This window comes from Pseudomonas sp. Emmai (assembly GCF_055179735.1).
On record NZ_CM143685.1, the window covers coordinates 5658681 to 5682484 of the forward strand.

The following is a 23804-nucleotide window of genomic DNA, read 5'->3' on the forward strand; positions in this document are numbered from 1 at the left end:
GTTTGTTTTGATTGTTCAGGGATTCAACTGGCGAACGGGACGCACCTCGACACAGCCGACCCGGGCCGCCGGGATGTCGCCGGCGACCTGGATGGCTTCGTTGAGGTCCTTGGCATCGATCAGGTAGAAGCCGGCCAACTGCTCCTTGGTTTCGGCGAACGGGCCGTCGGTGATCGACAATTTGCCGTTGCGCATGCGCACGGTGGTGGCGGTCTGCACCGACTCCAGCGCTTCGGCGGCGATCATCCGGCCACTGCCCTGGATCGACTCGGCATAGGCCATGCACTCGGCGTCTTCGGGGCTGTCGGGCAGCGAATGCAACGCCTGTTCGTTGCTGTAAACCAGGCATAGGTATTTCATGGGGCGCTCCGTGATCGGCTGATCAACTATGGCTGCTGTTGGGCGGGTTGGCCGGTTTTCCGACGAACAAGCCCGACGTTCAGGGTTCGAGGCCGAACAGGGCGGTGCCGCTGGCCATGTCGAACGGGGCCGACCAATGTTCATGGACGATCTGCCACAACCCCGCCTCTTGCCGGTAGCACTGGGTCACGCGCATCCAGCAGGCCTGGGTTTCGCCCTTGTCGTTGGTGCCGCCGCAATGGGCCAGCCAGTGGGCGAACGCGATGTCCTGCGAAGACACAATGTCGATCTGCGGGAATTCGAAAATGTGCGGGCCGGGGCACATTTCCATGCATTCCTGCCAATGCGCGCGGTAGGCCGCCTTGCCTTTGAATTGCAGGGCCTTGACCGCGTCGAAGGAGACGATGTCGTCGGCATACAGGGCCATGAATTTTTCCACGTCCTTGGCAATGACGGCCTGGCGGTAGCTTTCGATCAGGTTATGGATTTGGGGGTGCGCGTTCATGGTGGTTCTCCGTGGTTTTTGTTGTGAAGACACCTTTAGTCGTTCGGCGTAACGTTGAATCGACACCTGAAATAAAAATAATCCAGCCACGCAAACTCGCTAGAATCCGAAGCCCGTTTGCAGTGGAAAAAGGACACTCCAGTGACAGCCCTACTCGTGCCTTACGAAAGCCTGAACGCGCTCCAGCGCCAGCAGGTCGAGGCCATCGAAGTTCACAAAGAACAAATCAAGTTTTCCGGCGACATCCACGGCGCGTTGCACTCCCTGCTGTCCAAACCCGGTCCCGGCGTCAAAGGTTTTGCCTTGCTGGTCGAGGACATTCCCGTCGCCTTCCTGCTGCTCAAGCGCCCACCGGCATTACCGGCCTGGGCGAATGAACACAGCGCCACGTTGCACGCCTTGCAAGTCGATCAACGCGCCCAGGGCAAAGGGTATGGCAAGGCCTGCCTGCAAGCGTTGCCCGAAACCGCACGTCAGGCATTTCCGGAAATTAAGGGGATGGAGTTGTCGGTCGATGCCGACAATGAATCAGCCATCGCGCTGTACACAAAATACGGCTTCGTCGACAGCGGCGAGGCGTATAAGGGCCGCATCGGTTACGAGCGGCGGATGGGTCTGGTTTTCTGAATCGTTGAGGGAATAACGATGGTCAATTCAATCGAAGCACTGGAAGCAATTTACGGCCAACCCCACGACCGCGCCGTGCGCAAGCAGATTCCGTTTCTGAACGAGGACTATCAGGCGATGGTTCGCGCCTCGCCGCTGATCATCATCAGCTCGGTCGGCCCGGACGGCATGGATGGCTCACCCCGGGGCGATGCGCCGGGGTTTGTGCGGATCATCGATGAACGCACCCTGGCGATCCCGGATCGTCCGGGCAACAACCGCATCGACACCCTGCGCAACGTGGTGCTCGATTCGCGGGTGTCGCTGCTGTTCATCATCCCGGGGATCGGCGAGACCTTGCGCGTCAACGGCACCGCCCAGATCAGCGCCGAACCTGCGCTGCTGGAGAGTTTCGCCGTGAACGGCAAACCGGCGCGCACAGTGCTGCTGGTGACGGTGGAGGCGGCGTATTTCCACTGTTCCAAAGCGATTGTGCGTTCGCAACTGTGGAACCCGGAACGCTATCTGGACCGCTCTGCCCTGCCGACGGCGGGGGCGTTTCACAAGCGGCTGAACGATGGGCAATTTGATGCCGAGACATATGACCGGGAAGCGCCGGCGCGGGTGCGCGATAGTCTCTATTAGAGATTGAGATCTTCCGATCGCCTTCGCGGGCAAGCCTCGCTCCCACAGGTCCTGCGCGAATCCTGTAGGAGCGAGGCTTGCCGCGAAGGCAATTTCAGCCGCACCGAATCAATCAGAGCTCAAGCACCATCTCATGCCACGCCATCCCGCCATGGTCCGACGCCGATGGCTTGATGTAGGCGAACCCGAACCCGGCATACAGCGGAATATGCCGTTCCTTGCACATCAGATGAATGCTGGCCTTGCCCCTCCCGCGCATGCGCTCGATGAATTCGCCCATCAAGCGTTTCGCCAGACCCTGCCCCTGATAATCCGGGTGCACCACCACGGACATGATCACCACGTGCGGGCCTTTCGGGTCGTGGCCGATCAGTTCCTTGAACGCTTCGTCCGACATTTCCACTTCAAACGCCGCACCGGAATTGATGAAACCGGCTACAACGCCGTCGACGTCGGCCACGATGAACCCTTCGGGCCAGGTGGCGATGCGGGTGGCGATTTTTTCCCGGGTGGCGGCTTCGTCGCCTTCGTAGGCAACGGTTTCGATGGCGTAGCAGCGGTCCAGATCAGCAGGCGTGACGTGGCGGATGACGGTGTTCATGGCAGCTCGGATTCAGCGTTGGAAAGGTGGCCGATGATAGAGGAATAAGGTGTTCATATCGATCACCGCTGGCGCCGTAAAGCCTGCGTATAGACGCTGTCATTGCTCGTCCAAGCGGATTATTGATAGGCCCTGTCTCTGATCATCCATAGGGGAACACACCATGAGCAGCGTTCAGATCGGCCTTCTTATGCTGTTGGGCATCAGCGCGTTTGGCTTTATCACCTTGTCCATCGACCTGTTGCGGGCGCGACGGATGAAGCAAGGTAAATGACGAGTCGAGAGGCGGACCCGCGGTCCGCCTCTCGTTGCGATCATTCGGGTTTGAGTGGCAACCAGATTTCCAGCACACCGGTGTTGAGCTTCGGGTTGAAGTCCTCGCTGTAGCGTTCGAACTCCGGGGCGTCTGCCGCAGCGCGACCGGACTGTGGCAGCCAGGTTTTCCAGATGTATTGAAAGGTATGGGGCAAGGTGTCCAGCGAGCCCTGGTGTTCGAACACCGCGTAATGCTGGGGTTGGACCTCGACCCAGCGGTACTTGTCGGGCAGATCGTCGAGCTTGCTGATTTCCACGCCGGCGATGTATTCGAACCCGCCCATGCCGTCGGGATTGCAGCAGATGCCGTAGGTCACTTCGCTTTTCTGCCCGGGAATCTTGCCAATCTCGGGAATGAATTTATCCCAGAGGTCGGGGATCTGTTTCGACGTTTCCTGGGTAAATCGCCCGCCAAGCCCGGCAATGAGCAGGAAATGTCCGTTCTCAAAACGTGGCTCGGCCGGTTTGACGCCTGATTGCTCATCCATGACTCAACTCCTGGTACAAAAAAGTGGGTTCGGCTGGGAGTATAGAGGCCCTGCCCGATTCTCCCAGTCACAGGCCCGGAACCTGCCCGACGGCAGTCGCGCCGATAAACTCGTTGTAGCCCGATAGAATCACGTAAACCGCGAAATAGCAGAAGATCGCCGCCGATGCCATGTAGGAGTAGCGCAACAGCTTGTCGCCCAGCAACTTGCCGCCATGGCTCGCGGCGAAGCACAGCGCGACGCACCAGAGCACTCCGGCGCAGAGAAAACCGCCCAGGAACAACGCCGAACTGAGGGCGCCACCGCCACCGGAACGCGCGATCAGGGTACCGCCGACGGCAGCGAACCAGAGAATCGCGCTGGGCGAGGACATGGCGAGGAAGATCCCGCGAAAAAACTCACGCCGATGGGAGTTGTTTCCCACCTCCGCGCCTTGGGCCAGCACCGCTTCGTGGTGGATCGCCGAGTAAATCATCTTCGCCGCGAAGTACAGCAGCAACGCCGAACCGCCGATCCACAGCACCCAGCGCACGGTTTCGTATTGCAGCAAAACCGTCATCCCGGCCAGGGCCAGCACGGCGTAGATCAGGTCGCCGACGCAGGTCCCCAACCCCAGGGCAAAGCCTTGGAAATAGCCGCGTTGCATGGCCAAAGTGATCATCGCGATGTTGGCCACGCCAATGTCCAGGCACAGCGAAAGGCTCAGCAAGAAGCCACTGCTAAATTCCATCAACCCGTTTCCTTCGGAAAAATTTGTTTACAGAGTGGCTGGACAGTTTGCCACAACAGCCCTTACATTCCGCCACAGGCCACCGCAGTGGCCAGCGTCGCTCGGACGGTTCCGGGCGCTCACGTTATCCGAGGCACCAATGGCTAACCCAGGTTCGCCGCGCCGCTTTGCGCGCATAGATCGACTCCCCCCTTACGTTTTCAACATCACTGCCGAGCTGAAGATGGCCGCCCGTCGTCGTGGCGAAGACATCATCGACTTCAGCATGGGCAACCCTGATGGCCCGACCCCGCCGCACATCGTCGAAAAACTGGTGACCGTCGCCCAGCGCGAAGACACCCACGGTTATTCGACGTCCAAGGGCATTCCGCGCCTGCGCCGGGCGATTTCCAACTGGTACAAGGATCGCTACGCGGTCGACATCGACCCGGAAACCGAAGCCATTGTGACCATCGGTTCCAAGGAAGGCCTGGCGCATTTGATGCTGGCCACCCTCGACCAGGGCGACACCGTTTTGGTGCCGAACCCGAGCTACCCGATTCACATCTACGGTGCCGTGATTGCCGGCGCCCAGGTGCGTTCGGTGCCGCTGATTCCGGGCGTGGACTTCTTCGCCGAACTGGAAAGCGCGATTCGCGGCTCGATCCCGAAACCGAAGATGATGATCCTCGGCTTCCCGTCCAACCCGACCGCCCAGTGCGTGGAGCTGGATTTCTTCGAGCGCGTGATCGCCCTCGCCAAGCAGTACGACGTCTTGGTGGTGCACGACCTGGCCTACGCCGACATCGTCTATGACGGCTGGAAAGCCCCGTCGATCATGCAAGTGCCCGGCGCCAAGGACATTGCGGTGGAGTTTTTCACCCTGTCCAAGAGCTACAACATGGCCGGCTGGCGCATTGGTTTCATGGTCGGCAACGCCGAACTGGTCAACGCCCTGGCGCGGATCAAGAGTTATCACGACTACGGCACCTTCACCCCGTTGCAGGTCGCGGCGATTGCGGCGCTGGAAGGCGATCAGCAGTGTGTGAAAGACATCGCCGAGCAGTATCGCCAGCGGCGCAACGTGCTGGTCAAAGGCCTGCATGAACTGGGCTGGATGGTCGAGAATCCGAAGGCGGCGATGTACGTCTGGGCGAAGATTCCCGAAGCGTATGCGCACCTGGGCTCGCTGGAGTTCGCCAAGAAAATGCTCGCAGAGGCGAAGGTTTGCGTCTCGCCGGGCGTAGGATTCGGGGAATACGGGGATGATCATGTGCGCTTCGCGCTGATCGAAAACCAGGACCGGATTCGTCAGGCCGTGCGCGGGATTCGCGGGATGTTCAGGGCAGATGGGTTGGTCACCAAAACCAACGCCTGACACATCAAACACCCACAAAAAAACCGCATCGCTGCGGTTTTTTTGTGCCTGATCGTTCCCACGCTCCGCGTGGGAATGCATCCCGTGACGCTCCGCGTCACAGTGGACGCGGAGCGTCCATGGCGGCATTCCCACGCAGAGCGTGGGAACGATCAGGTAGGTTGGTGTAATCCCTGTAGGAGCGAGGCTTGCCCGCGAAGCTTTTAGACAACCAGCGACAACAGCAGGATAAAGCCCAGCGCGACCACAGACAGGATGGTTTCCATCGCCGTCCAGGTTTTGAACGTCTCGACCACGGTCATGTTGAAGTACTGCTTCACCAGCCAGAAACCCGCGTCATTGACGTGGGACAGCACCAGCGAACCGGCACCGGTGGCCAGCACCAGCAGCTCACGGTTCACGCCCGGAATCATCCCGACGACCGGCACCACGATGCCCGCGCCAGTAATGGTCGCCACGGTGGCCGAACCGGTCGCCACGCGAATCACTGCGGCTACCAGCCACGCCAGCAGGATCGGCGAGATCTGGGCGTTCACCGCCATGTGGCCGATTACGTCACCCACACCGCTGGTCACCAGCATCTGCTTGAAGCCACCACCGGCACCGATGATCAGGATGATCGCAGCGGTCGGCGCCAGGCTCGAGTCCAGCAGTTTCAGGATCTGCTTGGAGCCGATGCCCTGACGATGGCCAAAGGTGTACAGCGACAACAGCAACGCCAGCAGCAGCGCCGAAATCGGGTGACCGATCAGGTCCATCCAGCTGCGGAAGAAGTGCCCGTCCGGCAGTGCGACGTCGGCAAAGGTTTTGAGCAACATCAGGAACACCGGCAGCAGCACGGTAACCAGCGTAATGGTGAAGCTCGGCAGGGTCGTGGCTTCTGGCTCACGGGCCAGTTGATCCACCAGTTCCTGATTGGCATGGCCGGGAATGTACTTGGCGATGAACGTACCGAAGATCGGACCGGCAATGATGGCGGTCGGCAGCGCAACGATCAGGCCGTACAGGATTGTTTTACCGATGTCGGCACCGAACACGCCGATCGCCAGCAACGGACCCGGGTGCGGTGGCACCAGGCCGTGTACCGCCGACAGACCGGCCAGCAACGGGATACCGATCTTGATGATCGACACGCCGGTACGCCGGGCGACGATGAACACCAGCGGGATCAACAGCACGAAGCCGATTTCGAAGAACAGCGGAATGCCGACCAGGAACGCCGCGAACATCATCGCCCACTGCACGCGCTCTTTGCCGAACGCGCGAATCAGGGTTTGGGCAATCTGATCCGCCCCGCCCGACTCGGCCATCATTTTGCCGAGCATGGTGCCCAGCGCGAGGATGATCCCGACAAAACCGAGCACCCCGCCAAAGCCGTCCTGGAACGCTTTGAGAATGGTGCCCACCGGCATGCCGGAGGTCAGGCCGAGGAAGCCGGCGGCGATGATCAGGGCAATGAATGGATGCAGCTTGAACTTGGTGATCAGGACAATAAGTCCGATCACGGTAACCACCGCGTCTAGCAGCAGGAACGACTCGTGGGACATGCCAAACATTAGGGGTGTCTCCTGATTGTTGTTGTTATTAAAGCGGGTAATTCGCAAGGCATAAGGACAACGCTATCTCTTGGAGGAAGACTCATACCGCGAGCTTCAAGCCGTGTTCAAGCCACCAGACATGTGCCTGTTTGGCCAATTGCTCGACGCTGTGGTTCGAAGCGTCCAGGGCCAGGGTCAGCGGCTCGCCAACGGGGGATTCAAGGGTCGCGAACTGGCTGTCGATCAAGGTCGACGGCATGAAGTGGCCCGGGCGGTGGGACACACGCTCGGCAGCGACTTCAGGGGTCAGTTCAAGGAACACGAAGCCCAGGCCCGGCAAGGCACTGCGCAATACTTCGCGGTAACTGTGTTTGAGGGCCGAGCAAGTCAACACCGGGCGCTCGCCCTTGGCGTCAACGCGGCGCAATTCATCGCACAGGCTGTCGAGCCAGCCGGCACGGTCTTCGTCGTTCAGGGGGATTCCCGCGCTCATCTTTTCGATATTGGCGGCAGGGTGGAAAGTGTCGCCTTCAATGGCAGTCGCGCCGCTGAGCTGGCACAAGGCTTCGCTGACGCAAGTCTTGCCACAACCGGCAACGCCCATGATAACCAGGGCGGTGATGGGATGATTCATGAAACACCTCAGCGCGCAGACAGCGCTACCTTTGCTACGTGAAACTCTAGTGCAAAAGTAGAAGTTGCCGACGCCTTCTTGTCATTTTTGTGGGTTGCAGCATGTTCGCTCACGAGGCCAAAAAGCGAGGTTCAGGCAAAACTCGCTTACGCATTTGCAGCTGCTTCGGGACAGCGCTACCTTAGTGCCTTGAATTTTGTTTGGCAAGCCGCCCCGATGACCACCCCTAAAAACGATAAAAATCCACGCACCACTGGCCGCCCTACCCTCAACGAAGTCGCACGCCTGGCCGGCGTCAGCCCGATCACCGCCTCCCGGGCCTTGCGCGGGGTCAGCACCGTGGCCACCGAACTGGTGGAAAAAGTCCAGAAAGCCGCGGCTGAACTGAATTACGTGGTCAACCCCGCCGCTCGCGCCCTGGCCTCGGCCCAGAGCCATTCGGTGGTGGTGCTGGTGCCGTCGCTGTCCAACCTGCTGTTCATCGACACCCTGGAAGCCATTCATCAGGTTCTTCGCCCCAAGGGCTTTGAAGTGCTGATCGGCAACTTCCATTACTCGCGCGATGAAGAAGAAAACCTGCTGCGCAACTACATGGCCTATCAGCCGCGGGGCTTGTTGCTGACCGGCTTCGACCGCACCGAAAGTTCGCGACGGATGATCGAGGCGAGCAACATCCCCTGCGTGTACATGATGGAACTGGACAGCGCCGCGGGCCTTAATTGCGTGGGGTTTTCGCAACTGGCCGCCGGTGAAACGGCCGCCGAGCATTTGCTGTCCCGTGGACGTAAACGCCTGGCGTACATAGGCGCGCAACTGGATCAACGCACGTTGCTGCGTGGCGAAGGCTTTCGCAAAGCCCTGCAAAAGGCCGGTTTGTACGACCCGGATCTGGAAGTGCTGACGCCCCGTGCGTCCTCCGTCGGTTTGGGTGGCGAGTTGTTCTTGCAACTGCTGGCCACCCACCCCGAGGTCGATGCGATCTTCTTCGGCAACGACGACCTGGCCCAAGGCGCACTGCTGGAAGCCATGCGTTGCGGGATCAAGATCCCCGAGCAAGTGGCGATCCTCGGCTTCAACGACCTGCCGGCCTCGGCGCACATGGTCCCGCGCCTGAGCAGCATCAGCACCCCGCGCGAAGCCATTGGCCGGCGTGCGGCGGAACAGATGTTGACGTTGATGGCGGGCAACACCGTGGCTAAACCGGTGCAGGACATGGGGTTTGAGCTGAAGGTGCGGGAAAGCACCTGAGCAAAACCGCAGCCATTGTGGCGAGGGAGCTTGCTCCCGCTGGGCGGCGAAGCGGCCCCAATTCTGACGCTGCGGTTATCAGAAAAAACCAGTCGTCTGATATAGGGCTGCTACGCAGCCCAACGCGAGCAAGCTCGCTCGCCACAGGTCAGTGGTCAGTCTTGTGGGTCGAGGTTATCCAGCGCTCGATTCACCGCCATTTCCGCCGACAGGATGATCTGAGCAATGCCCAGCGCCGTGTTGCGATGAGGGTTGTCCAGTAAGGTCGCGAAGTCATTGATCATGACATTGGCCGAAGCCAGGGATTCGCAGGCGTGGGCCAGCAGGGTTTCGTTGTTGAGGTCAGTCGAGATGCTGAACATGGGACTGATTTTGCGCGGCGGGTTGGGAGTCGGTTTGAACATGGTGATGCTCCTAGAGTGATGGAGCTGCCACGATTCGCTGCTAGACGAATAAGGTGACAGCCGTGCGCGGGCTAGCAGACCAGGACTCTAGAACCCGGTAGATCCGAAGATCTTCCCACGCACAGCCGCCATAACGTGAACGGGCCACGAACGGTGAACGCATGCGTCTAAAGTACCCGGGCTGCTAGACCCGATCGCTGAATTGGCAGCGACACGGGAACAATAAAATCCGGGCACCAGACGCACAAGCCGGCGGATTCTGGCGTAGTTGTAGGCAATGGAGCAAGAAGCTGTAGCCTTTTGAAACCTGCCGAAACTGCTTTCCTACAGACCTTTCCTACACATCAAATCGACCACTATCACTGTGGCGAGGGAGCTTGCTCGCGCTGGGCTGCGAAGCGGCCCCAAAAAAGCAGAGGACTGCTGCGCAGTCCAGCGCGAGCAAGCTCGCTCGCCACAGGTTATGCGTCGGACATAAGGCCAACGAACGCCAACGCACCTTTCTGCAACGGCTGGCTCTTGAGCCACACCGCGTGCACCGGCAGGACCAATCCGTTTTCGATGTTGCGAAAACGCAGACGCTTGAGCCGTCCAGCATCGAGCAACGGCTGCACCACCGATAACGGAAAATTCCCCCAGCCCAGCCCCGCCTCGACCATTTCCAGCGCCGCCGCCAATGTATCCGTACGCCAGTAGGATTCGGCCACCAGCGGCCGGGTTTCGCTGATCGGCAAATCGCGGCTGGCGACGACGATTTGCCGCACATGCACCAGGTCTTCCAGAAACAGATCCTGCCCCTGAACCAGCGGATTGTCCGCCGCCAGCGTGGCGATCATCCGTTCCGTGCCGACGAACTGGAAACGCTCCAGCACGTTCATGCTCAACCCCGCAAACGCGAGGCACACGCTGACCCGGCCGCTGTGCAGCAGCGCCAGCACATCATCCTGCGGCGCGCTGAGCACTTCGATTTCCAGGAGCGGATGGCGCTCGGCAATGACTTTGATCGCCGTCATCAAACGGGACTTGTCGATGTCCGCGACAACGCCGATCGACAGCTTGCTCTCCAGCCCCAACGACAACTCGACCGCATGCACCTGCAACTGCTTGAGCTGTTCAAAAATCAGCCGGGCATGGGGCACCAGCGCGCTGGCCATCGCCGTCGGCACCGGTTCGCGATGGCTGCGGTCGAACAGCGGATAACCCAACTCGGCCTCGAGATTGCCGATGCCCATGCTCACCGCCGACGGCACTTTGCCCAGCGCCCGGGCAGCGGCGGAAAACGAGCCGCGCTCGATCACCGCGAGAAACAATTCGATGCTGTCGCTGTTGAAATTCATCCACTGTCCTATCAATAAAATTGAAAGCTTCTGACTTTTTCTGTCAGCCCTATTGAAGCTATCTTTCGCCGCCTTCGCCAGTGCTGCTGGCTCAAGTCCGCAAGAAAGAGGCAAACCCCATGCAAGGCGTTAAACGCAAACTGGTCTACGTGTCGCTGTATGAAGTGATCGGCATGACCTTCTCGGCCCTGGGCCTGGCGCTGTTGTCCGGTACGTCGCCAGGCAGTACCGGGCCGTTGGCGGTGATCATCACCACCCTTGCCGTGACCTGGAATTTCATCTACACCTCGCTGTTCGAACGCTGGGAAAGCCGCCAGCCTTCGCGCACCCGCACCGTCAGACGGCGCATCGCCCATGCCGTGGGTTTTCAACTAACCTTGATTGTGTTCCTCATTCCGTTGATCGCCTGGTGGATGAACATCAGCCTGGTGCAGGCATTTTTGCTCGACCTGGCGCTGATCATTTTCATCCCGTGCTACACCTTCGCCTTCAACTGGTTGTTTGATCGCACGTTTGGTTTGCCAGCGTCGGCGCTGCCGGATCCCGCTTAGTGGTAGATTCCCGAGGCGTCGATTCGCTAAAGGAGTAGCTCCATGGAACATGCACTGAAGATTCTCGGTAAGGCGTCGTCCATCAACGTCAGAAAAGTCCTGTGGACATGTGAGGAACTGGGCGTTGCCTACGAGCGTGAGGATTGGGGCAGCGGTTTTGCCTCGACCCACAGCCCCGAGTTCACCCGCCTCAACCCCAACGCCCAGGTGCCGGTGATCATCGATGACGCCGGGGTGTTGTGGGAATCCAACACCATTTGCCGCTACCTGGCCGGCAAGCATCACCACCACGAATTGCTGCCCACCGAACCGGCTGCACGGGCACGGGTAGAGCAATGGATGGATTGGCAGGCCACCGAGCTCAATCGGTCGTGGAGTTATGCGTTCACCGCGCTGGTGCGCAAGGATCCGGAGTTCCAGGACCCGCATCAGATTGCCGTCGGTGTGAACGACTGGAACCACAAGATGAGCATCCTTGAGCATCAGCTCGCGGCTACCAAAGCGTATGTCGCCGGGCCACGGTTCACCCTGGCCGATATCGTTATCGGTCTGTCGGTCAATCGCTGGCTGATGACGCCGATGGAGCGGCCGGACTTTCCTGGCGTCGATGAGTATTTTCAGCGGTTGGCACAGCGTCCGGGGTTTCTGAAACATGGGTGCAATGGGTTGCCATAGAATTAAAGAGATGAAACTGGCAATGAGTAACTGTGGCGAGGGAGCTTGCTCCCGCTGGGCTGCGAAGCGGCCCCAAAAAGAATGGGACTGCTGTGCGGTCTAGCGGGAGCAAGCTCCCTCGCCACAGGTTCAGTGTCGGGCCTGATTAAGCGGATCCCCCCTTCCCAAAAAAGAGAGATGCATGAACGGACTCAACGTACTGCTGACCGGTGCCTGCGGCAGAATCGGCAAAACCTTTTTCGAAGCGTCGAAGGATCGTTACACCTTCGTGCTGACTGATCGTATCAAGCCCGACTTCCCGGTCGAGGCGCCTCACCGCTTTGCAAGGGTAGACCTGACCGATCCCACCGCCATAAATCAAGCGCTAAAGGGCATCGATGTCATCATCCACCTCGCCGGCATCCCCCACGCCACGGCGACCTTCGATGAATTGCTGCCCAACAACATCCTGGCCACCACATACCTGTTCGAAGCGGCAGTCGCGGCCGGTTGCAAACGACTGGTGTTTGCCAGCAGCGCGCAGACCATCGAAGGCTATCCGGTGGACCGGCAGATCACCCCGGGCATGCAGGTGATGCCGGCCAATCTGTACGGCGTCAGCAAATGTTATGGCGAAGCGTTGTGCGGCTTCTACGCCGCCAAGCGCGGGCTCTCGACCATCGCCATCCGCATCGGCGCCTTCGAATTCCCGGACCGCCACGAACTGACCAACGCCCGGGACTTGAGCGCCTGGCTGAGCCCTCGGGATGCAGTGCAACTGCTGCAACGCGCGGTGGAAGTCGAAGGCGTGCAACACCTGATCGCCCACGGCATTTCCAACAATCGCTTCAAGCGCCTGGACCTCAGCGAAACCACGCGGGTGCTGGGTTACGAACCGCTGGATGATGCGTTTCGCGAGTTTGATATTCCGATTGCGCCATAAACCCTTAAAAGCAAAAGCGTTTTGGCAATAATTCAGCGAATCTCATCACAACAACGCAAAGATTAACAATCATTGATTTCCGATAGCAGGCTAAGCTTTCCCTTCAACAAGAATCGGATCAGCCCATGCCTGCTCACTCCCTCACCGCCGTTCAAGCAGACGGCATCGACCCCGTCCGCGCCGCTCAGATATCCGCCCGCATCGACCGTCTCCCAGCCGTTTCCACGATCTGGAAACTGGTGGCGTTGCTGTCGATTGGCGGTTTCTTCGAACTCTACGATTTGTTCCAGACCGCCTACATCAGCCCCGGCCTGATCCGCGACGGCATCTTCGCCACGGGCAGCCAAGGGGTGTTCGGCTTCTCCGATCAAGCGGCGTTTGCCTCGGCGACCTTTCTCGGATTGTTCCTCGGCGCGAGCCTGCTCAGTCCTTTGGCTGACCGCTTCGGTCGGCGGGCGATCTTCACCTTTGCGCTGATCTGGTACACCGTCGCCACCGTGGCCATGGGCGTACAGAGTTCGGCGCTGGGCATTATCTGCATGCGCTTTCTGGTCGGCATCGGCCTGGGTATCGAGCTGGTGACCATCGACGCCTACCTTTCGGAACTGGTGCCTAAACGCATGCGCAGTTCGGCGTTTGCTTTCGCGTTTTTCGTGCAGTTCCTGTCGGTGCCGGCGGTGGCGTTGATGTCCTGGTGGCTGGTGCCGCAGGACCCGTTCGGGGTGTCGGGCTGGCGCTGGGTGGTGCTGGCGAGCGCGGTGTTTGCGCTGTTTATCTGGTGGCTGCGCTCACGCTTGCCGGAGTCGCCGCGCTGGTTGGCGCAACATGGCCGTTTCGATGAGGCGAGCCGGATTCTCGACAGCATCGAAGCCCGTTGCGTGAAGGATCAGGGCAAGGCGCTGGACGAACCGGAACTGGCAGCGGTGGACATTCAGGGCACGGGCCGCTTCGCCGATATCTGGCAACCGCCCTATCGGCGCCGGGCGTTGATGCTGATCGTGTTCCATGTGTTCCAAGCCATTGGCTTCTTCGGTTTTGGCAACTGGTTGCCGGCGTTATTGTCCGGTCAGGGCGTGAGCGTGACCCACAGTTTGATGTACGCCTTCATCATCACCCTCGCCTATCCGCTGGGGCCGTTGCTGTTCGTCAAGTTCGCCAACCGTTTCGAGAACAAGTGGCAGATCGTCGGCTCGGCCCTCGGCGCCATGACCTTCGGCACGCTGTTCGCCCTGCAAACCAGCGCGCTCGGGTTGATTGTCTGCGGGGTGATGATCACGTTCTGCAACGCCTGGCTGAGTTTCGCCTATCACTCCTACCAGAGCGAACTGTTCCCCACCAACATCCGCGCCCGGGCGGTGGGCTTCTGCTATTCGTTCAGTCGTTTGTCGACGGTGTTCAGCAGTCTGCTGATCGGCATTTTCCTCGAACACTTCGGCACGCCGGGGGTACTGGCGTTTATTGTCAGCAGCATGTTGATCGTGATGATCACCATCGGCTACTTCGGGCCGCGCACCCGCAACCTGGCGCTGGAGAACATCGCCCACCGCTGAAGCGGTTGCCGTCTGCCGCCCAGCGGCAAGGATTGACCGCCGCCGCTGCCGAATCGCGCCAAAAACCGGGCGTTTCAGCAGCGGCACGCTAATTGCTCCGACAGACTCAACAGCAATTACCTACAGGTTTATCCATCATGTTGGTCAGTGCCCATCAAGCTTCCATCATTCAAAAAACCCAGCGCACGGACATGGACCCCACCACGGCCGCCGCGAGCGCGCTGTACAGTGGCTTGATCCAGAACGCGCAGAACACCGTGGCGCAAATCAAGCAGGACAGCACCAACGCGCAGTCCTCCGGACTGAACGCCGCCACCCAGCAAGTCAGCGCGGCGAGCACCATCAGCGACAATGTCGATGAAGCCTTCGCGAAAACCCGCGTGGGCCTGCAAGCGACCGTGCCGGATGACAACAAGGCCAAGTCCACCGACAGCACCGCCATGACCGACTTCAAGGACTACATGAGCAAAACGCCGGAACAGCGGCTGCGCGACAGTATCCTGAAAGACATGGGCATCACTGAAGAGCAGTTGCAAGCGATGCCGCCGGCGCAACAACTGGCCGTGAGCAAAGAGATCGCCGAGCGCCTCCAGGACAAGATGAAACTGGCCCAGGCTGACAAGGAAAACGGCAGCACCGAGAAGCAGGATGGGCCGCAGGTGGTCGATAAGTTCCTGGCTTCGCTGTAACGGCGTTCGCCTTAAAAAGGGTCCCTCAGCGGACCCTTTTTTTTTCTGGCGATATAACCGCCCATCGGCTTATAACGCCCACCTGTAAGTTCTGACAGTAGACAGCCTCCCCCACCTATCCAATGATGACTGCGCCGCGCAATCAGAAGATTCGCGCAACTATCAAGAGAATGGAGGCCGCCATGGCGACAAGCGCAACGGTATCAACCACATTGTCAGTTGACGATAACAGTTCCAGTCACTGTGAATCCGCCACTGTAACGTCCACAACAACATTGAGGAAAAACGAGTCAGCGCCTGTTAAAACGCGCAATGAATCAGGGAAAGGGACATTCACCGCAAAATTTGAACGCCCGCCCGGAGCCCCTTCACTGCCGGACTTTACAGGTCGCGACCTATACGCGGATCCGAATGCCCCCCCTCTTCCGACCACATCTATCGAAGCTACTTCCTATGAACATCATCTTAGTCGCTTCCTATTCACCTTCCCGGAAGGATTACCAAACGGCACTCACGACCTGACACTCAGTGCAACTAACGCCGTTATTCTCCATCAACTTATTAGCTACCCCGTCGATGGTGGCAAGTTAAACATTACCGTCGACAATGGTGCTTTCAAAGACAAAGGTGAATACGCCGGCACCTTTACCATACAGTCACACGATGGACCAGGAAGATTGGTGACTATCACCGGAGAGTTCAACTTCACCACTGTCCCAGAATGACAGGCATGGTCCATGTTCTAAAACTCAACACCACTCCCCGGCGGAGCGAGCACATCAAGGTCTGCCTGATTTAACCAACCCATAATGTTAGGTCGTGCTCAATAATGGGTTCAAACCCGTCAGTAATATCTAAGCCCCTCAACCTGTAGCAAGTGCCTGAGGGGCTGTTTTTCCTCTGCGCTAATTCAACTGCAACGTCGAATTAAACTGACTGATCGCATCCACCACATGCCGCGATCCCTGCTGAATCTCCAGAATCACCTCCCCCGCTTCGTTCGCCAGTTCCACACCCAGCCCGGTGCGACTCAGGCTCGACTGCATGCTCGACACCGCGCTTAGCGACAAGTCATGGTTCCTGCGCACCACGTCGACGATCTCCAGCGTCGCCTGACTGGTGCGCGCCGCGAGGCTGCGCACTTCATCCGCCACCACGGCAAACCCGCGCCCATGCTCCCCGGCCCGGGCCGCTTCGATGGCGGCGTTGAGCGCCAGCAGGTTGGTCTGGTCGGCAATGCCGCGAATGGTCTGGACGATGGTGCCGATGATGTCCGACTGTTTGCTTACCGCGTCGATGCTCAGGGCCGCCTCGTTGAGGTCCCGGGAAATGTCCTGGATGATCTGCACCGTCTGCTGGACCACTTGGGATCCTTTTTGCGCGCAGACGTCGTTTTGTACCGAGGTGCTGTGGGCCGATTCCGCGGCGGCTCGCAGGGTGGTGACTTGCTGGGTGATGTCGCTGGCGAACTTCACCACTTTGTACAACCGGCCTTTGCTGTCGAACAGCGGGTTGTAGGAGGCTTCCAGAAACACCGTATGACCGTGCTTATCCTTGCGCTCGAAACGGTGCGAGTGATATTCGCCGCGATTGAGTGAGGCCCAGAACGCCTTGTACTGCGGCGACTCGGCTTCGGCGCGGTGACAGAACAGGCTGTGATGCTGGCCAATCACTTCGTTGAGCGAGTAATGCATGGTTTTCAGGAAATTGTCGTTGGCAGTGATGACCCGGCCGTCCGGGGTGAATTCGATCACCGCCATGGAGCGCCCGATGGCCGCGAGCATGCTTTCTTCTTCGTGCTCTTTATGGATACGAGCGGAGATGTCCGAGGCCACTTTGATCACGCTACGCACCTGGCGATCCGGCCCGAACACCGGCATGTAACTGGCTTCGAGCCACACCTCGCGACCCGCCTTGTTCAAACGCAGGAAGGTACCGCTGACCGGTTCGCCACGGGCCAGGTCACGCCACAACTTGGCGTATTCCTCACTGCGATAAAACGCTTCTTCGCAGAAGATCCGGTGGTGTTTGCCGCGCACTTCTACGGCGCTATAGCCCATGACCGCGCAAAAGTTTTCATTGGCGTCGAGCACGATGCCCTCGGGGCTGAACTCGATCATCGCCATCGAGCGACTGACCGCCGCCAACTTGGCGTTGGCCTCGCTCAGCGCGCAGTTGAAGCGCTCGATCTCCAGCAGGTCAGCCTTGTGATGTAGGTTAAACATGGTTCTATCACCTTCAGCGCGATCTTTGATTGATGCAGGAGCAAAGCTTGCCCGCGATGCACGATGACGCGGTGTGTCAGGTCCGGCGCTATCGCGAGCAAGCGTTGCCCCTACAGGGGAAATGCCGGGAGAACGTTCTCGGTCATTTCAGATCCACCACTACGTTCCACGGAACAGGCACACGCATCCCGCCAAGGGCAGGATGTGTCAGGTGATAAATGATGTTCAATCGGAGTGTCCATGCAGCGACGCTCTTATCAAGACATCCTTCTCTTGATAGCCCGGTCGGGCCAACCCTAACGTTTTGGTAAGTAACTCCATTTACGGCACGGCTCCTGATTGTTGAGTGTCGGTGCTTTGGGTGCGCACTCTTCGGCTGATGTCACGGCGCTCACGCTCCCGGTCACGAACCATTCATTTTTGTGACTGAAAAAGTGAGCTATGGGTGAGCATAGCCAGTGAACTGACAGGCGCAATGCCATTAGTCGGCCAATAATCAGCACAAAATCGGTTCAGAGACACAGGCCGATCATTGATCGGCGAGCATGCTCAGCAGCGCTTGCACCGGGGCAGAAGGGGTCTTGTGCGGTGCCACCACCAGGGCAAATTCGCGAACGATCCGTGGTAGCAGCGCAATGACCCGCAACCCTTGGCGATTGGACGGCAGTGTCATTTCCGGCACCAGGGTCACGCCGATGTTTTCCCGCACCAGGGTGAAGGCGCTGCTCCACTCCCGGACCTCGGCCCGGACATCGCTCAGTTGCAAACCGGCGTCGGCCGCCAGGCTGCGGGCGTTGGTCGAACAGCCACCAGTGGCGAGCACAAAGGGTTGCGTCACCAATTGCGCCAGGCTGATGCCTTCTTCGTGTGCACCCCGTGCCAGGGGATGGCCGCCGGGCAGCACCGCCACCCAGGCATCGCGCCCCAACACCGCGGCATTGCGCTCGGGCGCCGGGTTCAGCACCACGCCGACATCCACCAGCCCGACGTCGAGCAGGGTTTCCACTTCGTCGTCGCTGACTTCCAGGGCCACCACCTGAACGCCGGGATAGAGCCGATTGAACTGACGCAACAGCGGCGGCAGAAACGTCGCCAGCACCATGGGAAAACTGGCCAGGCGAATGCTGCCGCGCTGGATGTCTTTTGCAGCGTCGACGGTGCTGCGAATGGCCTCCAACGCGCCAAGCATGGTCCGCGCCTGCTCGATCACCGGCAGGCCGATGGCGGTCGGCAGGGTCTGGCGGTTTTCCCGGCTGAACAGTTGAACGCCCAGGGTTTCCTCGATCAGCGCCAACGCCTGGCTGGCACCGGACTGGGTCATGCCGACCCGCTCGGCCGCCCGGGTAATGTTGCCGGTATCGGCCACCGCCACCACCATTCGCCAGTGCATCAGATTCATCATGGCAGTAGCTGTCCTTATGGCAGTGTTCTGGAAGATTAATTTTACGAAGACCGGCGCGCACTATGACACTGGCGCAAATCCTCAACCAGAGCCCTGCCCATGAAGCTGTATTACGCCCCGCAAGCCTGCTCGATGGCGCCGCACATTGTGTTGCGCGAACTCGATCTGCCGTTCGAATTGATCCGTGTCGATAACCGCACCAAGCAAACCGCTGCGGGTGAGGATTTCCTCGCCATCAACCCCAAGGGCTAAGTCGCGGCGCTGCAACTGGACAATGGCCAGGTGCTGACCGAAGGACCGGCGATCCTGCAATACCTGGCGGACCTGCGACCCGAGGCGAATCTGGCGCCGCAGAACGGGACGTTCGAACGGGTGCGGTTACAGGAATGGTTGAACTTCGTCTCGACCGAGATTCATGGCGGGCTTGGATGGCTGTTCAATGCGCAGTTTCCCGAAGAGGTGAAGCGGTTGATCAAGGAGAAATTGTTCAAGCGGTTTGCGGTGTTGGTTCGCACGCTGGAACAGCAGGACTATTTGATGCCGGAGGGGTTCAGCGTGGCGGATGCGTATTTGTTTACGGTGCTGCGTTGGGCGGCGGGGTTTGGGATTGAGTTGGAGCAGTGGCCGGCGTTGGTGCGGTTTCAGGCAAGGATTGATCAGCGCCCGGCGGTGAAGGCGACGTTGGCGGCGGAATGGGTGTAGGGCTGGAGGCCGCCTTCGCGGGCAAGCCTCGCTCCTACAGGATTCAATAAATCACAAACTCCCACTCACCTTGCTCGCCACTTCCCCCGGCACCCAGCCCTTCCACACCTGCGGCTGATCGCGCAAAAACGCCTCGGCGACCTGACGCGGTGGCTGACGTTTTTCGCTCATCTGCGCCAGGGTCTGGTTCAGCAGATCTATCGGCAAATCGACCTTTTCAAAGAAGGCCACCAAGTCCGGGTACTGCGCCTTGAACGGTGCGGAGACGCCAATCGCCAAGCTCGCCGGCATCGAGCGAGTGCCCTTCGGATGCGGATTGTTGGCGTCGGCCAGGGTCTTCCAGGCTTCGGCATCGAACGCCGGCTCTTCGAGTTTCACCAGTTTGAACCGCCCCAACAACGGCGTTGGCGACCAGTAGTAGAACAGCACCGGTTTGCCGCGACGGATCGACGACGCGACCTCGGCATCCAGCGCCGCGCCAGAGCCGGTGCGGAAGTTGACGTAATCGGCGGTCAGGTCGTAGGCCTTGAGTTTCTGGCTGTTGACGATCTCCGAGGTCCAGCCGGTGGGGCTGTTGAGGAAGCGGCCGCGGCTCGGGTCTTCGGGGTCGCGGAACACGTCTTTGTAGCGTGGCAGGTCAGCCACGGATTTCAGCTCCGGGGCCAGTGGCTTGATGCCGCGTTCCGGGTCGCCCTTGATCACGTATTCCGGCACCCACCAGCCTTCGGTGGCGCCTTTGACCGTGTCGCCGAGGCCGAACACTTTGCCCTCGTTCGAAGCCTTGACCCACGCAGGGCTGCGCCCGGCCCACTCTTCGCCGATCACCTGGATATCGTTCTTGGCCAGCGCCGCTTCAAGGCTGACGGTGCTGCCTGGCAAGGTATCGGTCGGGTAGCCGTAACCTTTCTCGACGATCAGGCGCAGGACTTCGGTGATGAAACTGCCGCTTTCCCAGGCGATGTCGCCGAAGTGGATCGGCGCGATTTTTTCGCTGGCGGGCGCCTGGGTGGCGACCAGGCTCAGGGCCAGCAGCGAACTGCCGAGCAGGGTTTTGATCGATCTCATGCGGACCTCTGGGTCGTTCTATTTAAGGGTTCATTGGCACTGTGCTGGGCGCACAAGGCTTGGGAGCGGGTCATGTAGACGCTGACCGAACGCTGGGAAATGCCCAGCTCGGCGGCGATTTGCGGGTAGGTCAGGCCATCGATGCGCGACAACAGGAACGTCGCCCGGACCTTGCCCGGCAAGCGGTCGAGGGTGCTGTCGAGCCGATGCAGGGCCTGGGTCAATTGCAGCAGTGCTTCCGGCGATTGCGCTTGACCGGCATCGGCATGTTGCAATTGATCGAGGTGCTGGCGCTCCAGATCGCGACGACGCCAGAGTTGATAGATCAGGCGTTGGGCGATGGTGGTCAGCAACGCGCGAGGTTCGCGGATCGGCGTCAACCCCGGGGATTCGAGCAATTGGGTGAAGGTTTCGGCGGCGATGTCTTCGACGCTGGCGCTGGCGCCCAACTGCCGGCGCAACCGGGTGCACAGCCAGGAGTAATGCGCGCGGAACAAGCCGCCCACGTGGTTGCGATGGGAAAGGTCGGCGCCGGACATAGGGGCTCCTGGGGTTAGGGGTCGCTGAATGTCCGGTGATCCGGTGGCGCGATTCTAGACGGGAGCCTTATTCTTTAATAATACTTAAAAGGCATTTTTATATTCGATTAAGGAATTTAAATGAATGGCGCCTGTGAGATTGCTTTCGCGGGCAATACCTCTTGCAGACCGAGGATTTCGGCGACGTCCGGCAGCTCGCGCAATGTTTCGTTCATCACCTGCCGAAGTTGCTCGACCTGCTCATCACTGGCACTCGCCGCCGTGATGTAGGGCAAGGTCGGGCTTAACGCGCTGCGGGCAACCACGCGCAAACCGGCCACTTCGGCTTCGGCGTGCCGCGCCAGGTAGGCGAAGGTCACGCTGTCGATGGCGGCCAGGTCGGCAAGGTTTTCACGCAGCCAGCGCAGGCTTTCACGGTGACCACCGCTGATGCCGACACGGGCGAAGAACTGACCGTCGCGGTGCAGTGGCGCCAGGCGATGGCGCAGCAGGTTCATGCCGCTGTTGGAGCCTTCGTCATTGATCACCCCGCGACAGTTGTAAAAGGCCGGCAAGTTGCGGCGAGGATCGTCGGCGCGGCTGAGCAGCAGGCTGCAATGGTTGCCGCCGTTGCTGTCCGGCAATTCATAGCGAGGACGACCGACAACCCGGACCTGACCACGTAACAAGGTCATCAGCGGATAGCCGCAGGTTTGCGTCAGCAGCAATTGCGCAGACAGCCAGAGGTCCGGCAGCGACAGGCCCTCGGCGCTTTGGCGGGAGGCGCCCAGGCGTTGCGCGATGCCAGTCAGCCAGCGTTCATTGGCGCGACGGATCGATTCCGGGGCGACGTACATCAGTAGTTCGGCGAGGTGCTGGGTCATCGAAATTCCTTCAGCCAATCAATGAAACGGATGTTGCGGGCTGTCGATCGCCCTGAGCCCATGCTGGCGCCACAACTGCCCATAACCCCGCACCAGAAACCCGCCGCTGCGTGCCTGCCATTGCTCACGACGGGTGCGATAAGCCTTGGGCAAGTCGTACCAGGGCAGGCTCGGTATGTCGTGATGCACCAGGTGCAGGTTGTTGTTCAGGAACAGCCAGCTCCACGGCCACGCCGCTTCGTTGAGCACGGTGCGTTGCTCGGGTCGGGCGTTGGGGCGGTGTTCATAGTAGGAGCGAATCATCGCAATCGACAGCGCCGGCACGCTGATCAGCAACAGGTAATGCCACACCGGGAGCACGCTGAAACGCGCGATGAACGCCAGCATCAACCCGGTGAGCGCGCCATGGGTGAGCCACATCAACCAGGCCTGCCGCTCACCCGCTTGCAGACGTCGCAGCTCTTTGCGCGCCAGCGCCAGTAACGCCAGGGGGGCGCCGACCATGACGCGCCCCAGCACGGTTTTGTTCAACCGGTGCAGGGCCTGCTTGAACACGGAACTGCGCTGCCAGTGCTCGGTGGTGAGGTAACGGCTTTCCGGATCACGGCCGGGGATGGTCAGGTCTTCATCGTGGTGATGCAGCAAATGGCTGTCGCGATACAGGGTGTACGGGAACCACACCGCAAACGGTGCATAACCGAGGACTTTGTTCAGGGCCAGCCAACGCGTGGGATGGCCGTGGAGCAGTTCGTGCTGCACCGACAGCCAGAGCACCACCAGTGGAATCAACAGCACGGTGCTCCACCAAAGGCCCAATCGGTCGCTGGCCAGGATCAGGCCGAACCAGCCCGCGTAGACGCCGGTCAGCAGCAACCAGGTCGGCCACTCGGTGCGAGCAGTCAGGCGTTGGCGCAGGGTTTCGATTTCTTCTCGATGGGCGGCGTCGAAGTAATGGGACATGGCTTTGCTCAGAACGGGACGTGTCCCTCTCTGTGCAATGGGGTGGGGAAATCTTGCAGATTATTTTCTGGTTTAACGATCGTTCCCACGCTCCGCGTGGGAATGCAGCCCGTGACGCTCCGCGTCACTGGACACGGAGCGTCCCTAGAGGCATTCCCACGCGGGAGCGTGGGAACGATCGGCACCGTGACTCAGGTTTTAGTGCCCGAACACATCCACCTTCTTGGCCTTCTTGTCCGCGCGCTTTTCATCGGCGGTTTTTGCCGGTTTTTTCTTCGCTGCTTTTTTTGAATCCATGCCTTTGGCCATGATACGTACTCCACTCATACGGGATGTGAAGTCAGGTATACACCTATCGCGCCGCTCGCGTTCTTTTATAATCGCCCACTTTGCCAACTGACAGCCAACGCCCATGCCAGACACTCAGTACGCCTTGCTCGACGAACCGTTATGGCCGTTGATGAACAAGTTTTACCGCGCCCACCAATCGCCGATGAAAGCCGTGCGCGAAGCTCAATTGTGGGTGGCCCGGCGCGGCGAAATTGTCGCGGCCTTGTGTTTGCGGCCGGTGGCGGGCGGGTACTGGTTGACGGGTTTGTTCGTCGATCCGGCGTGTCGTGAACAAGGCATCGCCGCCGCGCTGATCGCCGAAGCGGTGAAGGGCCTCGACAGCCCGGTCTGGCTGTATTGCCACCCGGATTTGCGCGGCTTTTATGAGCGTCGGGGTTTTATCTTCGACCCGCAAATGCCCTACGCCATGGTCGAGCGCCTGACCCGTTACGCGCGCAGCAAACCGATGATCGCCATGGGCTTAGAACCGTTGGTGAGGTCGTCCATCGATAATGTGTGATCAGCTCTTGATTGCTGCGTGCTAGCCTCGGGGTCGACTTCGA

26 protein-coding genes and 2 pseudogenes are annotated in these 23804 nt (G+C 59.8%); 12 read left to right on the forward strand and 16 right to left on the reverse strand.

Annotated features, from left to right (window positions below):
• Positions 1-15 precede the first annotated feature (15 nt).
• Both ACY4LX_RS25995 and ACY4LX_RS26000 read right to left on the reverse strand, forming a co-directional pair.
• Positions 16-360 carry a YciI family protein gene (locus ACY4LX_RS25995; RefSeq protein WP_054044847.1) on the reverse strand — a complete coding sequence of 115 codons (345 nt, stop codon included), beginning with the start codon at positions 358-360 and terminating at the stop codon, positions 16-18.
• Between the two features lie 79 nt (positions 361-439).
• Positions 440-865 (reverse strand): YybH family protein, encoded by a 426-nt coding sequence (locus ACY4LX_RS26000; protein ID WP_463258248.1) that lies wholly within the window; start codon positions 863-865, stop codon positions 440-442.
• 141 nt (positions 866-1006) lie between these two features.
• Between ACY4LX_RS26000 and ACY4LX_RS26005 the strand changes: the two genes are divergently transcribed.
• The gene (locus ACY4LX_RS26005) at positions 1007-1492 is read left to right on the forward strand and encodes a GNAT family N-acetyltransferase (protein ID WP_463258249.1); all 486 of its coding nucleotides are present in this window, start codon (positions 1007-1009) and stop codon (positions 1490-1492) included.
• 18 nt (positions 1493-1510) lie between these two features.
• Positions 1511-2116, forward strand: a complete 606-nt coding sequence (locus ACY4LX_RS26010; protein ID WP_133838025.1) for a pyridoxamine 5'-phosphate oxidase family protein — start codon at positions 1511-1513, stop codon at positions 2114-2116.
• Between the two features lie 112 nt (positions 2117-2228).
• Here ACY4LX_RS26010 and ACY4LX_RS26015 read toward each other — a convergent pair whose 3' ends face one another.
• The 3 genes from ACY4LX_RS26015 to ACY4LX_RS26025 form a co-directional block, all read right to left on the reverse strand.
• Positions 2229-2717 (reverse strand): GNAT family N-acetyltransferase, encoded by a 489-nt coding sequence (locus tag ACY4LX_RS26015; protein ID WP_463258250.1) that lies wholly within the window; start codon positions 2715-2717, stop codon positions 2229-2231.
• Positions 2718-3031: 314 nt separating this feature from the next.
• A complete protein-coding gene (locus tag ACY4LX_RS26020; RefSeq protein ID WP_463258251.1) occupies positions 3032-3520 on the reverse strand; it encodes a GyrI-like domain-containing protein in 489 nt (162 codons plus the stop codon).
• 67 nt (positions 3521-3587) lie between these two features.
• Positions 3588-4250, reverse strand: coding sequence for a LysE family translocator (locus ACY4LX_RS26025; protein WP_463258252.1), 663 nt, complete (start codon positions 4248-4250; stop codon positions 3588-3590).
• A 139-nt stretch (positions 4251-4389) separates the two neighbouring features.
• Here ACY4LX_RS26025 and alaC point away from each other — a divergent pair, with 139 nt between their 5' ends.
• The gene (alaC, locus tag ACY4LX_RS26030; protein ID WP_149657822.1) at positions 4390-5607 is read left to right on the forward strand and encodes an alanine transaminase; all 1218 of its coding nucleotides are present in this window, start codon (positions 4390-4392) and stop codon (positions 5605-5607) included.
• Between the two features lie 203 nt (positions 5608-5810).
• Here alaC and ACY4LX_RS26035 read toward each other — a convergent pair whose 3' ends face one another.
• Both ACY4LX_RS26035 and ACY4LX_RS26040 read right to left on the reverse strand, forming a co-directional pair.
• Positions 5811-7163: a GntP family permease gene (locus ACY4LX_RS26035; protein WP_149657823.1), complete on the reverse strand. Its 1353-nt coding sequence runs from the start codon at positions 7161-7163 to the stop codon at positions 5811-5813.
• Positions 7164-7245: 82 nt separating this feature from the next.
• Positions 7246-7779: a gluconokinase gene (locus ACY4LX_RS26040; RefSeq protein ID WP_149657824.1), complete on the reverse strand. Its 534-nt coding sequence runs from the start codon at positions 7777-7779 to the stop codon at positions 7246-7248.
• Positions 7780-7995: 216 nt separating this feature from the next.
• On the opposite strand from ACY4LX_RS26040, the gene gntR reads away from it, so the two are divergent.
• Positions 7996-9027, forward strand: coding sequence for an HTH-type transcriptional regulator GntR (gntR, locus tag ACY4LX_RS26045; protein ID WP_463258253.1), 1032 nt, complete (start codon positions 7996-7998; stop codon positions 9025-9027).
• Between the two features lie 155 nt (positions 9028-9182).
• On the opposite strand, the gene ACY4LX_RS26050 is transcribed toward gntR, so the two are convergent.
• The gene (locus tag ACY4LX_RS26050) at positions 9183-9431 is read right to left on the reverse strand and encodes a DUF6124 family protein (RefSeq protein ID WP_123407210.1); all 249 of its coding nucleotides are present in this window, start codon (positions 9429-9431) and stop codon (positions 9183-9185) included.
• Positions 9432-9892: 461 nt separating this feature from the next.
• Positions 9893-10768, reverse strand: coding sequence for a LysR family transcriptional regulator (locus tag ACY4LX_RS26055; RefSeq protein WP_463258254.1), 876 nt, complete (start codon positions 10766-10768; stop codon positions 9893-9895).
• A 119-nt stretch (positions 10769-10887) separates the two neighbouring features.
• On the opposite strand from ACY4LX_RS26055, the gene ACY4LX_RS26060 reads away from it, so the two are divergent.
• From ACY4LX_RS26060 to ACY4LX_RS26085, 6 genes are all read left to right on the forward strand, one after another.
• Positions 10888-11319, forward strand: coding sequence for a PACE efflux transporter (locus ACY4LX_RS26060; RefSeq protein ID WP_463258255.1), 432 nt, complete (start codon positions 10888-10890; stop codon positions 11317-11319).
• 42 nt (positions 11320-11361) lie between these two features.
• Positions 11362-11994: a glutathione S-transferase family protein gene (locus ACY4LX_RS26065; protein WP_149657829.1), complete on the forward strand. Its 633-nt coding sequence runs from the start codon at positions 11362-11364 to the stop codon at positions 11992-11994.
• Between the two features lie 181 nt (positions 11995-12175).
• On the forward strand, positions 12176-12916 hold the full coding sequence (locus ACY4LX_RS26070) for an NAD-dependent epimerase/dehydratase family protein (protein ID WP_463258256.1): 741 nt from the start codon (positions 12176-12178) through the stop codon (positions 12914-12916).
• Positions 12917-13041: 125 nt separating this feature from the next.
• Positions 13042-14466 (forward strand): MFS transporter, encoded by a 1425-nt coding sequence (locus ACY4LX_RS26075; RefSeq protein WP_463258257.1) that lies wholly within the window; start codon positions 13042-13044, stop codon positions 14464-14466.
• Positions 14467-14603: 137 nt separating this feature from the next.
• Positions 14604-15155 carry a hypothetical protein gene (locus tag ACY4LX_RS26080; RefSeq protein ID WP_149657831.1) on the forward strand — a complete coding sequence of 184 codons (552 nt, stop codon included), beginning with the start codon at positions 14604-14606 and terminating at the stop codon, positions 15153-15155.
• A 182-nt stretch (positions 15156-15337) separates the two neighbouring features.
• Positions 15338-15880: a hypothetical protein gene (locus ACY4LX_RS26085; RefSeq protein ID WP_149657832.1), complete on the forward strand. Its 543-nt coding sequence runs from the start codon at positions 15338-15340 to the stop codon at positions 15878-15880.
• Between the two features lie 180 nt (positions 15881-16060).
• On the opposite strand, the gene ACY4LX_RS26090 is transcribed toward ACY4LX_RS26085, so the two are convergent.
• The 3 genes and pseudogenes from ACY4LX_RS26090 to ACY4LX_RS26100 all read right to left on the reverse strand — a co-directional run bounded on the left by ACY4LX_RS26090 (position 16061) and on the right by ACY4LX_RS26100 (position 18782).
• A complete protein-coding gene (locus ACY4LX_RS26090) occupies positions 16061-16630 on the reverse strand; it encodes a methyl-accepting chemotaxis protein (protein WP_372242328.1) in 570 nt (189 codons plus the stop codon).
• Positions 16604-17380: pseudogene (locus ACY4LX_RS26095) on the reverse strand (PAS domain-containing protein); the annotation flags it as partial. The gene ACY4LX_RS26090 and the pseudogene ACY4LX_RS26095, both read right to left, overlap by 27 nt.
• Before the next feature lie 529 nt (positions 17381-17909).
• On the reverse strand, positions 17910-18782 hold the full coding sequence (locus tag ACY4LX_RS26100) for a LysR family transcriptional regulator (RefSeq protein ID WP_463258258.1): 873 nt from the start codon (positions 18780-18782) through the stop codon (positions 17910-17912).
• Between the two features lie 99 nt (positions 18783-18881).
• Here ACY4LX_RS26100 and gstA point away from each other — a divergent pair.
• Positions 18882-19484: pseudogene (gene gstA / locus ACY4LX_RS26105) on the forward strand (glutathione transferase GstA).
• A 51-nt stretch (positions 19485-19535) separates the two neighbouring features.
• On the opposite strand, the gene ACY4LX_RS26110 reads toward gstA, so the two are convergent.
• The 4 genes from ACY4LX_RS26110 to ACY4LX_RS26125 all read right to left on the reverse strand — a co-directional run bounded on the left by ACY4LX_RS26110 (position 19536) and on the right by ACY4LX_RS26125 (position 22911).
• Positions 19536-20549 (reverse strand): ABC transporter substrate-binding protein, encoded by a 1014-nt coding sequence (locus tag ACY4LX_RS26110; protein WP_149657836.1) that lies wholly within the window; start codon positions 20547-20549, stop codon positions 19536-19538.
• Positions 20546-21088: a sigma-70 family RNA polymerase sigma factor gene (locus tag ACY4LX_RS26115; RefSeq protein ID WP_149657837.1), complete on the reverse strand. Its 543-nt coding sequence runs from the start codon at positions 21086-21088 to the stop codon at positions 20546-20548. Before ACY4LX_RS26115 ends, ACY4LX_RS26110 begins: the two co-directional genes overlap by 4 nt.
• 116 nt (positions 21089-21204) lie before the next feature.
• Positions 21205-21951, reverse strand: a complete 747-nt coding sequence (locus ACY4LX_RS26120; RefSeq protein ID WP_463258259.1) for a phosphate/phosphite/phosphonate ABC transporter substrate-binding protein — start codon at positions 21949-21951, stop codon at positions 21205-21207.
• Positions 21952-21969: 18 nt separating this feature from the next.
• Entirely contained in the window at positions 21970-22911 is a 942-nt protein-coding gene (locus ACY4LX_RS26125; RefSeq protein ID WP_463258260.1) for a fatty acid desaturase, read from the reverse strand.
• Positions 22912-23323: 412 nt separating this feature from the next.
• Here ACY4LX_RS26125 and ACY4LX_RS26130 point away from each other — a divergent pair, with 412 nt between their 5' ends.
• A complete protein-coding gene (locus tag ACY4LX_RS26130) occupies positions 23324-23761 on the forward strand; it encodes a GNAT family N-acetyltransferase (protein WP_149657840.1) in 438 nt (145 codons plus the stop codon).
• Positions 23762-23804 lie beyond the last annotated feature (43 nt).

What these genes read in the sequence shown, in the direction of transcription:
- ACY4LX_RS25995 (WP_054044847.1), bottom strand. Translation starts at nt 360, where the DNA reads ATGAAATACCTATGCCTGGTTTACAGCAACGAACAGGCGTTGCATTCG.
- ACY4LX_RS26000 (WP_463258248.1), bottom strand. Translation starts at nt 865, where the DNA reads ATGAACGCGCACCCCCAAATCCATAACCTGATCGAAAGCTACCGCCAG.
- ACY4LX_RS26010 (WP_133838025.1), top strand. Translation starts at nt 1,511, where the DNA reads ATGGTCAATTCAATCGAAGCACTGGAAGCAATTTACGGCCAACCCCAC.
- ACY4LX_RS26015 (WP_463258250.1), bottom strand. Translation starts at nt 2,717, where the DNA reads ATGAACACCGTCATCCGCCACGTCACGCCTGCTGATCTGGACCGCTGC.
- ACY4LX_RS26020 (WP_463258251.1), bottom strand. Translation starts at nt 3,520, where the DNA reads ATGGATGAGCAATCAGGCGTCAAACCGGCCGAGCCACGTTTTGAGAAC.
- ACY4LX_RS26025 (WP_463258252.1), bottom strand. Translation starts at nt 4,250, where the DNA reads ATGGAATTTAGCAGTGGCTTCTTGCTGAGCCTTTCGCTGTGCCTGGAC.
- alaC (WP_149657822.1), top strand. Translation starts at nt 4,390, where the DNA reads ATGGCTAACCCAGGTTCGCCGCGCCGCTTTGCGCGCATAGATCGACTC.
- ACY4LX_RS26035 (WP_149657823.1), bottom strand. Translation starts at nt 7,163, where the DNA reads ATGTTTGGCATGTCCCACGAGTCGTTCCTGCTGCTAGACGCGGTGGTT.
- ACY4LX_RS26040 (WP_149657824.1), bottom strand. Translation starts at nt 7,779, where the DNA reads ATGAATCATCCCATCACCGCCCTGGTTATCATGGGCGTTGCCGGTTGT.
- gntR (WP_463258253.1), top strand. Translation starts at nt 7,996, where the DNA reads ATGACCACCCCTAAAAACGATAAAAATCCACGCACCACTGGCCGCCCT.
- ACY4LX_RS26050 (WP_123407210.1), bottom strand. Translation starts at nt 9,431, where the DNA reads ATGTTCAAACCGACTCCCAACCCGCCGCGCAAAATCAGTCCCATGTTC.
- ACY4LX_RS26055 (WP_463258254.1), bottom strand. Translation starts at nt 10,768, where the DNA reads ATGAATTTCAACAGCGACAGCATCGAATTGTTTCTCGCGGTGATCGAG.
- ACY4LX_RS26060 (WP_463258255.1), top strand. Translation starts at nt 10,888, where the DNA reads ATGCAAGGCGTTAAACGCAAACTGGTCTACGTGTCGCTGTATGAAGTG.
- ACY4LX_RS26065 (WP_149657829.1), top strand. Translation starts at nt 11,362, where the DNA reads ATGGAACATGCACTGAAGATTCTCGGTAAGGCGTCGTCCATCAACGTC.
- ACY4LX_RS26070 (WP_463258256.1), top strand. Translation starts at nt 12,176, where the DNA reads ATGAACGGACTCAACGTACTGCTGACCGGTGCCTGCGGCAGAATCGGC.
- ACY4LX_RS26075 (WP_463258257.1), top strand. Translation starts at nt 13,042, where the DNA reads ATGCCTGCTCACTCCCTCACCGCCGTTCAAGCAGACGGCATCGACCCC.
- ACY4LX_RS26080 (WP_149657831.1), top strand. Translation starts at nt 14,604, where the DNA reads ATGTTGGTCAGTGCCCATCAAGCTTCCATCATTCAAAAAACCCAGCGC.
- ACY4LX_RS26085 (WP_149657832.1), top strand. Translation starts at nt 15,338, where the DNA reads ATGGCGACAAGCGCAACGGTATCAACCACATTGTCAGTTGACGATAAC.
- ACY4LX_RS26100 (WP_463258258.1), bottom strand. Translation starts at nt 18,782, where the DNA reads ATGATGAATCTGATGCACTGGCGAATGGTGGTGGCGGTGGCCGATACC.
- ACY4LX_RS26110 (WP_149657836.1), bottom strand. Translation starts at nt 20,549, where the DNA reads ATGAGATCGATCAAAACCCTGCTCGGCAGTTCGCTGCTGGCCCTGAGC.
- ACY4LX_RS26115 (WP_149657837.1), bottom strand. Translation starts at nt 21,088, where the DNA reads ATGTCCGGCGCCGACCTTTCCCATCGCAACCACGTGGGCGGCTTGTTC.
- ACY4LX_RS26120 (WP_463258259.1), bottom strand. Translation starts at nt 21,951, where the DNA reads ATGACCCAGCACCTCGCCGAACTACTGATGTACGTCGCCCCGGAATCG.
- ACY4LX_RS26125 (WP_463258260.1), bottom strand. Translation starts at nt 22,911, where the DNA reads ATGTCCCATTACTTCGACGCCGCCCATCGAGAAGAAATCGAAACCCTG.
- ACY4LX_RS26130 (WP_149657840.1), top strand. Translation starts at nt 23,324, where the DNA reads ATGCCAGACACTCAGTACGCCTTGCTCGACGAACCGTTATGGCCGTTG.